This is a genomic window from Glycomyces tarimensis (assembly GCF_054776215.1).
On record NZ_BAAHCB010000015.1, the window covers coordinates 139284 to 149508 of the forward strand.

At 68.3% G+C, this 10225-nt stretch carries 10 protein-coding genes; 5 read left to right on the forward strand and 5 right to left on the reverse strand.

Annotated features, from left to right (window positions below):
* The first annotated feature begins 26 nt into the window (after positions 1-26).
* Together ACYVK3_RS12830 and ACYVK3_RS12835 are read left to right on the forward strand one after the other, a co-directional pair.
* Positions 27-1157: a sensor histidine kinase gene (locus ACYVK3_RS12830; RefSeq protein WP_460497716.1), complete on the forward strand. Its 1131-nt coding sequence runs from the start codon at positions 27-29 to the stop codon at positions 1155-1157.
* 21 nt (positions 1158-1178) lie between these two features.
* Entirely contained in the window at positions 1179-1847 is a 669-nt protein-coding gene (locus ACYVK3_RS12835; RefSeq protein ID WP_460497717.1) for a transcriptional regulator, read from the forward strand.
* Between the two features lie 224 nt (positions 1848-2071).
* Here the strand turns inward: ACYVK3_RS12835 and ACYVK3_RS12840 are convergent, their stop codons facing one another.
* A complete protein-coding gene (locus ACYVK3_RS12840; RefSeq protein ID WP_460497718.1) occupies positions 2072-2386 on the reverse strand; it encodes a hypothetical protein in 315 nt (104 codons plus the stop codon).
* A gap of 580 nt (positions 2387-2966) precedes the next feature.
* On the opposite strand from ACYVK3_RS12840, the gene ACYVK3_RS12845 reads away from it, so the two are divergent.
* Positions 2967-4136 carry an erythromycin esterase family protein gene (locus ACYVK3_RS12845; RefSeq protein ID WP_460497719.1) on the forward strand — a complete coding sequence of 390 codons (1170 nt, stop codon included), beginning with the start codon at positions 2967-2969 and terminating at the stop codon, positions 4134-4136.
* Between the two features lie 68 nt (positions 4137-4204).
* Here ACYVK3_RS12845 and ligD (ACYVK3_RS12850) read toward each other — a convergent pair whose 3' ends face one another.
* Genes ligD (ACYVK3_RS12850) through ACYVK3_RS12860 form a run of 3 tightly spaced genes read right to left on the reverse strand, consistent with a single transcriptional unit; the run spans position 4205 to position 6640 of the window.
* The gene (ligD, locus tag ACYVK3_RS12850; protein WP_460497720.1) at positions 4205-5122 is read right to left on the reverse strand and encodes a DNA polymerase domain-containing protein; all 918 of its coding nucleotides are present in this window, start codon (positions 5120-5122) and stop codon (positions 4205-4207) included.
* Position 5123: 1 nt separating this feature from the next.
* Positions 5124-6065, reverse strand: coding sequence for a non-homologous end-joining DNA ligase (ligD, locus tag ACYVK3_RS12855; RefSeq protein WP_460497721.1), 942 nt, complete (start codon positions 6063-6065; stop codon positions 5124-5126).
* A complete protein-coding gene (locus ACYVK3_RS12860; protein WP_460497722.1) occupies positions 6062-6640 on the reverse strand; it encodes a DNA polymerase ligase N-terminal domain-containing protein in 579 nt (192 codons plus the stop codon). Before ACYVK3_RS12860 ends, ligD (ACYVK3_RS12855) begins: the two co-directional genes overlap by 4 nt.
* On the opposite strand from ACYVK3_RS12860, the gene ku reads away from it, so the two are divergent.
* Positions 6534-7715: a non-homologous end joining protein Ku gene (gene ku / locus ACYVK3_RS12865; protein ID WP_460497723.1), complete on the forward strand. Its 1182-nt coding sequence runs from the start codon at positions 6534-6536 to the stop codon at positions 7713-7715. The genes ACYVK3_RS12860 and ku overlap by 107 nt on opposite strands.
* Before the next feature lie 6 nt (positions 7716-7721).
* Positions 7722-8138, forward strand: coding sequence for a hypothetical protein (locus ACYVK3_RS12870; RefSeq protein ID WP_460497724.1), 417 nt, complete (start codon positions 7722-7724; stop codon positions 8136-8138).
* A gap of 74 nt (positions 8139-8212) precedes the next feature.
* Here ACYVK3_RS12870 and ACYVK3_RS12875 read toward each other — a convergent pair whose 3' ends face one another.
* A complete protein-coding gene (locus ACYVK3_RS12875) occupies positions 8213-9925 on the reverse strand; it encodes a cellulose-binding domain-containing protein (protein ID WP_460497725.1) in 1713 nt (570 codons plus the stop codon).
* Positions 9926-10225 lie beyond the last annotated feature (300 nt).

Sequence of the window (10225 nt, forward strand, 5' to 3'; positions counted from 1 at the left end):
ATCACGGTGTGACTAGGATGCCAGCTGTGCGAAGCTTGATCGGCGCCGCGTGGTCACGTCCCCGCGCCGGCGGCGCCGACGGCCCGAGGCCGCGGGACGTCGCCCTGGTGCTCGCGTTGTCCGCGGTGGCAGTCTTCGAGGGCGCGATGCGACCCGACCTCGACTGGCCGCTCGCGACGACGCTCCTCACCCTCGCGTCGCTGCCGGGGCTCATGTGGCGCCGTTCGCATCCACTGATCGCCGTCGCGGTCGTGACGGTCCTCACCGCGGCGTTCTCGCTCGCCCAAGCGATCGCGGGGATCGCCTCCGACTCGCTGTTCACGATGGTCGCGCTGATCGCGCTTCCCTACGCCCTGTTCCGCTGGGGATCGGGACGCGACCGGATCGTGGGCGCCGCGATCCTCGCGGCGGGTATCGCGTTCTCGATCGCGCTCGGTCGGGATCCGATCGCGGACACCGTCGCCGGAATCGCCTTCGTGGGCGGCATCTGCCTGAGCGGGGCGCTGCGCCGCGAGCGCCTGGAATCGCGTGCGCGCCGGCTCGACGCCGTTCGGGCGCGCGAGCGCGAAGCCCTCGCCCGCGACCTGCACGACACCGTGGCGCACCACGTCTCCGCCATCGTGATCCGCGCTCAGGCGGCGGGCGAACGCCCGCACGACGTCTCGCGTGTGGTGGAATCGCTCGGCGTCATCGAGCGCGAGGCCCAAGCGGTGCTCGGGGACATGCGCTCGCTCGTGCGCACGCTCCGCACGCCCGCCGAGTACGCGCCCTCCGCGGGGATCGATGAACTCGCGCGCCTGGCCGATCCCGGCCCGCCTCCGGTGACCGTGCGCATCGACGTGCCCGCCGAGCTGCCGGGCGTCGTCGCGTCCACCCTGTTCCGGATCGCTCAGGAAGGCATCACGAACGCGCGGCGCCACGCCGGCGGGGCGACCCGGATCGACGTGTCGGTGACGGTGGAGTCGGACACCGTGCGCATCGTCGTCCGCGACGACGGCACGCCCGCCCGTCCTCCATCGGGCGACGGGCACGGGCTCCAGGGGATGTCCGAGCGCGCGTCGCTCCTTGGCGGCGACCTCGCCGCCGGACCGGACCCGGCAGGCGGATGGACCCTGCGCGCCTCGCTCCCCGTCCTCGGCGAAGCTCGCGAGCCGTGAGTTCGCAATGAAAGGCACCGCATGATCCGTGTGCTCGTCGCCGACGACCAGGAGCCCGTCCGCACGGGCCTGCGCATGCTCCTCGAATCCCAGCCGGGCATCGAGGTCGTCGGTGAGGCCGCTGACGGCGTCGCCGCGGTCCGACTCGCGCAGCAGTTGCGTCCCGACGTCGCTCTGCTGGACATCCGGATGCCAGGACTCGACGGCATCGAGGTCACCGCGCTGCTCGCCGACGCACGCATCGCCGACCCGATCGCGGTCGTCGTCATCACGACGTTCGACCTCGACGAATACGTCCACGGTGCGCTGCGCGCCGGCGCGAAGGGATTCCTGCTCAAGGACGCGGGGCCCCAGTTGATCGGCGAGGCCGTCCGCGCCGCCGCGAACGGCGACGCCCTCATCTCGCCGCAGATCACGGTGCGGCTGCTCGGGGAGTTCTCGCGCTCGACCCGGAATGTGCGGCAGCCGACCACACCGCTCACCGACCGCGAGGAAGACGTGCTCGCGCTGCTCGCCACCGGCCTGACCAACGTCGAGATAGGCGAACGGCTCTACCTTTCGCTCGGCACCGTCAAGACCCACATCGCCGGCATCCTCGCGAAGCTCGGACTGCGCAACCGCGTCGAGGCCGCGATGTGGGCGTACGAATCCGGTCGCGTCCGCGGTGATTCCTTAGGGCGATACAGCTAGCCGAGGCCATGCGCCCTGACGCCCAGGACAGACCATAGGCGCGTTCCCCGGCGGCCGCCGCGGTCCGAGGTGTGGCGGGGGAGTGGGCTGGAGGTGCCCGGTCTGTCCACATTGTTGATCATTCGGCGCCGGTGAACCGAGCCCCGGCAGGGGCGACGGGACTCGGTTCCTCACGGCTGCGCGGCGCGAGATCGTGTGCGCACGCAGCGGTTTCCTGAACCATGTCAGGAGGTGGTCGGAGCGCCGACCTTCACGGGAGCGACCGCAGGTGGATCGGCCGCCTGTTCGGCGCCACGGCTCTCTCGCCACCAGCGCATCAGGTTGCGGATGTATATGACCTGGAGTCCGATGACGAGCGGGGCCAGGCCCCACACGTCCCAGACGATGATGAACGCGATCCAGGGCACGCCGCCGAGAACGCCGAGCAGCCAGCCGAGATTGTTCTTGTTTCCCGCGAGCCAGTAGGCGATGAGCTGGTTCGCGCTGAGCACGATCGCGACGGATTGTCGGACGAAGTCGCCGTCGAAACTGAGTTCCACGTCTAGACCTCCCCAGTCGAGGTGGCGCCACGGGGGGCCGCGGCGGTGGAGGGCGCCGGTGTGTCGGCGGGGATCCGACCGGCGGAGCCGGCGGAGGTGGTGGGATCGGCCGGCTCAGTGACCGGTTCGGGCGGTTCCGGGGGACCGTTGGCGGGGATCATGGCCCAAGTCTAAAGTCGGTTCCGCAGCGCGAGTGTCGCATTCATCACTAAGAGTGATGTCGGATCATGGACGGAAATCGGGGTCCACCGTTCACGGATGCAAAACAATGGCCTCACGGATCGCCGGTGCCCCGTTCGCGACCGGCCGTCCACAACACCGCGCCGCCGGCGCGTCGCACGCAGCGAGCATCAGAGTAGCCCTCTGGCCCGACAAAAGCGAGAGTACAACCGCATCGAGCACCCGTGCATCGCGGGGCGCGCAACCGCGATCGCGAGCGTCACGGCGGCTGGGAGCACCGGAGCCGCGGGGCCGCAACCGGCGCCCATCGGCCGTTCCAGTCATGCGACAGATGCCTCCCCAGTCAAACGATCCGTAACTTGGCCCATGGAAACACCACCACCACGCATCGGAGGCGACCATGAACGCGACACAGGAATGGATCCGGGAGCACGCGCGGCCCCTGGCGGACCGGCAGCCCATCGTCACGGAGGCGAAAGCGGCCACCGTCGTGGCCGTCGGTGAGAACACCCGCGAGTCGGCCGAGATCGACCGGTACCGCATCGGTATCACCAAGGCGCTGGTGGAGGATGCCGACTACCGGATCATCATGATCCCCGACAGCGCCAATGTCGCCGAGCGCATGGACGACTATGTGCTCGGGCGCCGCTCCGATCTGCGCGAGGTGGTGCTGTCCGGTTGGCTGCCGAACCGGACTGAGTCCACGGCGGACCTGCTCCAGTGGCTCCGAGCGTTCAACGAGCAGCACGCCGAAGGGCCCGTCCGCATCGTCGGCAACGGCCCGAGGCAAGCGGAGCCGCAAGACTACGACCGAGTCCTCGCCCATACCGAACAGGCCGACCCGGGAACGGCGGCGAGCATCCGCGAACGCTACGACGTCATTCGCACGGCACACGAGGTCAATGAGCACATTCAGATCCATGAGGGCATCCACCCCGGCCGCCCGTTCGCCGAGCTGGCCAGTGAGGCCCTCGACCTGGTGCGGGGCCTGCCCGACGGAGAGTGGAAACCGGCGACCGTCGCCCTGGCCGAGCAGATCCTCGGCTTCCACGGCAACGCCATCGCAGCGAAACCGGACCTCGGCGAGATGTCCAGGGGCATCGCCGACAGGATCATCGCCGCCCATGAGGAAACCGGGGAGAAGATCGTCTATTTCGACGGTTTCGCACTGACCGGGTCCGTGTCCGACATGGAGGTGGCGGTGCACCCCGGCAGCCGCTTCGCCACTGCGGGGCACCTGCTGCGGGAGCGGTTCGGAGACGCGTACGTGTCGGTGCTCCTGGCGTTCGGTCGCGGGACCATCCGCGACGGCATGGCGATTCCCGAACCAGGGGAAGGATACGTGGAGAAAACCCTGCTCGACAGCGGAACCGGCGACGCCTTGCTGCGCCTGAGAGAAAGCGGCGACGACGACTGGCCGAACACGGCGACCAGGCTTCGGATCATCGCCGGCGTCTACGACCCCAAGGAGGACGACAAGCACGGCGTCGCCCTTTCGTCGCTGCGCCAGTCGGTGGACTTCCTGGTCTTCTTCCGGACCATCACGCAGACCCGGCCGCTCGAAGCGTGACCGGACGGCGTTCCTGGAACAGTCGCTGCGGGCGAGCTGAGCGCGTCCGTCGCCGGCGGCTCCACTTCTCACGAGCCGCCCATGGCGTCCAAACGCTCTCGTGCGGTGGCCGGGGCGGCGGCGTGTTCGTCCATCGCCGCCCACGGGTCGCTCTTCTGCGCGAGGCGCCTGCTGATCGACGCCGCCGTGAAGCCGTTCGGCGTGGAGCGGCCCAGTTCGCCCCAGTCCAGCGGGGTCGCCACCGAGGCGCCGGGCCGGGCGCGCAGCGAGTACGGCGCGACGAACGTCTGCCCGTGGCCGTTGCGGTTGACGTCGAGGAAGAGCCGGTCGCCGCGGCGATGCTTTCGCTGCGCGGTCGTGAGCAGCTCGGGATCGTCGGCGGCGAGGCGGTCGGCGATGTCGCCCGCCAGCCTGCGCACGAACGCGAAGTCGGCGGAGCGGTCGAGCGGCGCGACCACGTGGTAGCCGCGCCCGCCCGTGGCCTGCAGAAACGGTGTCAGTCCGACCTCGGTGAAGAGGTCTCGCGCCCGTCTCGCGACCGAGCGGAGCGCGGCCACCGACACCCCCGATGGTGGGTCCAGGTCGACCACCAAGCGGTCGGGACGGCCGAGATCGTCCACGGTCGAGGTCCAGATGTGGAACTCGATGGTGCCCTGGTTCGCCAGGTACACCAGCGTGGCGGCGTCGTCGCACACGACATAGCGGACCGTGCCTTCGGCGTGCCGGTGCGGCACCGCGACGGTGTTGATCCAGTCGGGGAAGTAGTCGGACGCGTCCTTCTGGAAGAACCCGCCGGCTCCGATGCCGTCCGGGAAGCGGCGCATGGTCAACGGGCGCCCGGCGAGATGCGGGACCATCGCCTCGGCGACGGCGCCGTAATGGACGAGCATGTCGCCCTTGCTGAAGTGGTCCTCGGGGAACAGCTCTTTGTCGAGTTTGGTCACCTTGATGTCGCGTTCGGCGACGTGGATCGTCGGTGGCGCCATGTCAGATCGTCTCCCTCACCACGTCTGCGGCCGGCTTGTCCGGACGCTCTCCTTGGTATCGAGGGTGGCGCAGCATGCCGTCGGCGGTCCATTCGCTGAATGCCACCTGCACCACCAGTTCGGGGCGGATCCAGTGCGCGCCGCGCTCGCGGACGGGGTCGACGAACGAGCTCTCACCCTGGGCCAGGCCGTCCATCCGTTCGCGCAGCGCCCGCAGGGTGCGTTCGTTGTATCCGGTGCCGACCTTGCCCGCGTACCGCAGCCTGCCGGGGCCTTCGTGGTAGCCGACGAGCAGCGCCCCGAAGCCGACCCGAGAACCCTGCGGCTCGGTGAAGCCGCCGACCACGAACTCCTGGTCGCGCACGCACTTGAACTTGAGCCAGTCCTTCGATCGGCCGCTGCGGTAGCGCGAGGCGGCACGCTTGGCGATCAAACCCTCCCAGCCGCGCTCGCAGGCGTCCTCGAAGAACGTCTCGCCGTCGGTGTTGCGGTGGGCGGAGTACCGCAGCGGGGCCTGGAAGTCGAACGCGTCCCGCAGGAGCCGCTTGCGGTCCCGCAGCGGCAGGCGGGTCAGGTCGTTCCCGTCGTAGGACAACAGGTCGAACACGTAGTAGAAGACGTCGACGCCGGTCGCGGCGATGCGTACGGCACCCGTGAGGTGGATGCGCGCCTGGAGTCGGGCGAAGCTCGTCACCTTGCCGTCGAACGCGACGATCTCGCCGTCGGCCACGAACCGTGGGCCGCCGAGATCGCAGAGCGCGTCGATGAGCTCGGGGAAGCTCTCGTCGATGCGGCGCTCGTTGCGCGACCACAGCCGCGGCCTTCCTTGATCCCGTGCGGACAGCGCGCGCATGCCGTCGAGCTTCCGCTCGAACAGCCAGTCCGCGTTCGAGAAGGGCCGCTCGGTGAGCGTTGCGAGCATGGGCTGCCGAAAGCCGTTCATTCCGCCGCCAAGTCCCGGTTGGTGCGGCCGGTCAGCACCGATTCGAGCTGCGTCTTGGCGGGCTTGCGGCGGCGATCGGCGCCTTCGTCGTCCATCTTGACCAGCAGCCAGTCCTTGCCCTCGCCCATGCTCGTCAGCGCGAAGCCGCCGGTGAGCTTTTCGCCCTCCAGCCACACCACGACGTGTCCGTGCTCAACGGCGTCGGCCATCGGCACCGCTTTGCGGCGTTTCTCGGTGAGGTTGCGGTACGTGCCGGTGTCCCAGACGATCACGGTGCCGCCGCCGTACTCGTCCTTCGGGATCCGGCCCTCGAACTCGGCGTAGTCCAGCGGATGGTCCTCGGTTCGGACGGCGAGACGCTTGTCCGCGGGGTGGAGCGACGGCCCCTTCGGCACGGCCCAGGACACGAGCACGTCATCGACCTGCAGTCTGAAGTCGAAGTGCAGTCTTGACGCCTCATGGCGTTGGATGACGAACCGATCGCCCTCGCCCCGCCTGCGTCCGCCCGAAGGCTCACCGGACTTCGACAGGTCCCGTTTCGCCCGGTATGCATTCAGCTTGTCCCCCCGTGCCATGGGCGTGAGATACCCGGCCGGCGGCGGAGACAAACCGCCTCGCCTGCGCGGCGCACGCCTACGCGGGCCATGTGACCAGGCCAAAGACGAGTCCTTCGCCGAGGCTCGCGGTCGCCGAACGAGCAATGACTACGTAATGCACATGATCGGTGACCGTTCGTGTCATGCTGTCGGCATGCCGGCGATCTGGAGCGGTGTAATCGCGTTCGGACTGGTGAGCATCCCGGTCAGCCTGCGCGCCGCGACGGGCAGTCACGACCTCTCGCTGCACCAGTACCACGCTGCTGACTCGGGGCGGATCCGCTACCGAAAGATCTGCGAACTCGACGATGAGGTCGTCGAACCCGAGGAGATCGTCAAGGGCGTGGAGACCGAGGACGGGGAAGTGGTCCTGCTCGATGAGGACGACTTCGCGGACCTGCCGGGCGGCTCGTCGAAGACGATCGAGGTGATCCAATTCGTGGACAATGAGCAGATCGACCCTGTCCATTACGAGAAGTCGTATTACGCCGAGCCCGGCAAGGCCGCCGCCAAGCCGTATCTGCTGCTGCGCGAGGCGCTGCTCAGCTCCGGCAAGATCGCGATCGTGAAGGTCACCTTGCGGCGCCGGGAGAGCCTCGCCGCCCTCCGGCCCCGCGACGAGGCGCTGGTGCTGCACACGATGCTGTGGCCCGACGAGATCCGCGAACCCGGGATCAGCGGTCTGGGCGGCGAGGCCGGCCGGCAGGAGTTGCAGATGGCGGGCACGCTCATCGACACCATGACCGGTGATTTCCAACCCGAGGAGTACAGCGACGCCTACCAGGAGGCCCTGCGGGACCTCATCGAAGCCAAGAGGGACGGGCGCACGGAGGTGGCCAAGTCGTCGAAGGAGGAGCCGAAGGCGGAGGTCATCAATCTGATGGATGCGCTGAAGCAGAGCGTCGAGGCGAAGGAAGGCAAGCGGAGGCCGGCGAAGAAGGCGGCGAAGAAGGCGGCCACGCCCAAGAAAGCGGCGAAGAAGACGGCCAAGAAGGCGACGACGCGTAAGAAGGCGGCGAAGAAGACGACGGCCCGCAAACGGAAGAGCGCGTGATGGGGTATGACCGGGAAATCGCATCTGGAAGGGACGTTGCAGGCCCGGTATCCGCTGCCGGACTGGGTCGTCGACTCCAAGTTCAAACAGGGGCTCACACTGGCGGTCGCCGATACGATCGAACAGGAAGTCGATCGCTGGCCCGCTTTCCAGGGGCCCACGGCCCAGCAGGACCATGCCGAGCACGTCACCAAGGCCGTTCGCCGCACGCTCAAGCCCTGGCTCACCTGGATGAGTGACAGCATCACCGATGGCTTCAGCTACCCCGGAGACGTCCTCGTGTCCTACATTTCCCAATTGGCCTTGACGCGCCCCGGTGAGGCCCCCGACACCGACCGCTACCGCGAGCTGCTGCGATCGTACTCCCGGTACCTGGTCCACCAGGCCCGGCGCTTCGACGCGCCTTCGACCTCGGCTGACTGATCCGCACGGCGCCGGCACGGCGAGGGGCCCGCGGCTAAGCCACAGCGGGCCCCTCGCCTACGGCAGTCGTCGGTTCAGTTGGGCGAGTGGACGGTGCCGTCGTCCCAGTCGCGGGTGGCGCCCCGCAGGTACCACGAACCTCCGGACGTGCTGCCGGAGAAGTACTGCTCGATGGAGCCTTCGAACGGCGTAGTGGAGACGTCGCCTCCGTACGCGTTGGTGTAGACCGTGGTCCCCCCGGGAGCCTGCACCGTGAAGCCGCCGGGCCGGTACTCCCGCAAGGTGCCCTTGAACGGCGAGCGGGGGTCGTCCCAGGCGAGCCGCTGGCCGCCTCCGGCCTGGAGGGCCTCGTCGCAGTTGGGGCCGCCCAGGAGGTCCGGCTCATAGCACAGGTCCAGAACCCGGCCCATGTTGTTCGGCAGGGACGGGTCGTAGTAGCGCTGCGAGTCGACCACGTAGAACAGCGGCGAGATGCTGAAGTTCACTCCGGCGCCGTTCACCTGAGAGTTGCCGAACCAGAAGTCGTCCATGTCGGACACGTTGAACGGCTGCGGCTCGGGATACAGCGGATCGAAGTGGGTGTCGCCCCGACGGATCGCGTCGATGCAGCCCGACTCGGCGATCAGCCGGCCCAGTGACTGGTACTCCGAGGGCGAATCGGCCGGAACCGGCGTCCCGACTTCGATGCGCTGGCCTCCGAAGCCCGGGCATTCGGAGGGGCTGAAGCCGCCGGCCTCGCCGAACGGCATCATCATGGCGGTCTTCGCCTGGACGGTCTGACCGTTCGCGTTGCACTCGATGTTGCTGATCAGCTCGTGGACGTTGTTCTTGAACGCGTCGGGGGAGTGCGTGCCCTGGTGGATCTTCAGCAGAATGTCGCAGTTGGCGAGGACATTGCCCTGAGGCGGGAAGAAGGCACTGCCGTCGTCGCCCTCGATCACGTCGACGCTCTCGGCGAGCACCTTGTGCCCGACGTGGTCCTCATGCCGCTGGCTCCCCTCGGGCAGGCTGTCCGCCTGCACCTCGCTGACGTAGCCGAACGGGGGGAAGCCGCTCTCGCCGAAGAGCGGCGAATTGCGGGGGTCGTCGCCGTGCTCGTGCCCGAACGAGCAGCCGCTGGAATGCTGCGTGGGGTGCCAGGTGGGGTAGACCTTGCCGTCAGGGCCGTAGGTCCAGTACCGGGCGTGAATCTCGTTGGAGCATTCGCCGGACCGCGGCTCGTACCCCTTCGGGTTCGATTCCTGGATCAGTTCGTACGCTCTGCTGAGCTCGGCGCCGGCCGGCGGCAGTCCCTGGCCCCACGCGGGATTCGTCGGGTCCGGGTCAGGATCCGTCGGATCGGGATCGGTGGGGTCCGGGTCCGGGTCGGTCTGGCCGTTGCAGACGTCGCCGTTGATAGAGAACTGGCTCGGGGCGGCGCTGCTGCCGCTGCCGACGAAGCCGAAGACCTCGCGGCTCTGACCGGAGCCGATCGAGCCGTTCCAGCCGACGTCGGTGCCGCTGAAGCTCGATCCGCTCTGGCTCCAGGTGACGTTCCATGCGCTGCTGACAGAGGTGCCGGAGGGGAAGGTCCACTCGATCTGCCAACCGTCGATGGGCTCGTCCGCGGAAATGGTGATGCTGGCTTGGAAGCCGGAGCCCCAGTCGTTGGTGACGTTGTAGTCGACTTCGCAGCCCTCCTCGGCGAAGGCCTGGTTCGCCGAGGTGATCGTCAGGGCGCCGGCGCCGAGAGCGGCGACGGCCACGGCGGTGACCGCCAGTCTCCTACGTCTTTGTGGTACTTGCATAGTTCGATGTCCTTGTCTGCGTGGCCCCGGCCGCGCCAGCGGCGCTCGAAGGGGTTCCGTTCGGGTGTCTTGGCTCGTGCGAAATCGGGTGAGGGCCAATTCGACAAGGAAAGCGCTCCCAGATACATCGATAGTCTCCAATGTATGAATGGACTGTCAAGGCTTTCGCCTCGTTTTCAGCGGTTTTCCACCGGCAAGCGTTTGATGTAGCGAAAGCGCTCGCGCAGTGGAAAAGCTCCGCCTCGTCCGAAACGGAACCGATGCGGCCACGAGCTGCGCGATCGCACCGGGCGCGGCGAA